At 71.6% G+C, this 503-nt stretch carries 1 protein-coding gene; it reads right to left on the reverse strand.

Annotated elements, in window-relative coordinates:
* Positions 1-503, reverse strand: a 503-nt coding sequence (locus NNI01S_RS32925; protein ID WP_157115180.1) for an AMP-binding enzyme, incomplete at both ends; no start/stop codon positions are given.

Raw genomic sequence — 503 nt, forward strand, 5'->3', positions numbered from 1 at the left:
GCCCGCGTGGCCAGCAGCGAGTTACCACCCAACGCGAAGAAGTCGTCGTCCAGGCCGACTTCGGCGGCGCCCAGCAACCCGGCGAACACTTCCGCCACCGCCTGCTCCACCGGCGAACTCGGCGCACGGTAGACGACCGCGCTCACGACTTCTGGTGCGGGGAGCGCGCGGCGGTCGAGTTTCCCGTTGGGGGTCAGCGGCAGTGCGTTCAGCACGACGACGGCGTCGGGGACCATGTAGCCGGTGAGGAACTGCGCGACCTGCGCGCGGATCTCGGCCGGGTCGACGGGGTCGGCGTTGTCCGCCACCACGTACCCGATCAGGCGTTGACCGGTGTGCTCGTCGTCGCGGACCAGCGCGACCGCCTGCCCGACCCCCGCACAGGTCAGCAGCGCCGCCTCGATCTCGCCGAGTTCGATGCGGAATCCCCGCAACTGGACCTGCTGGTCGCCACGCCCGGCGTACTCGAGCACACCGTCCTGCCCGGCGCGCGCACGCCACCG

This window comes from Nocardia niwae NBRC 108934 = DSM 45340 (genome assembly GCF_001613465.1).
Classification (GTDB): domain Bacteria; phylum Actinomycetota; class Actinomycetes; order Mycobacteriales; family Mycobacteriaceae; genus Nocardia; species Nocardia niwae.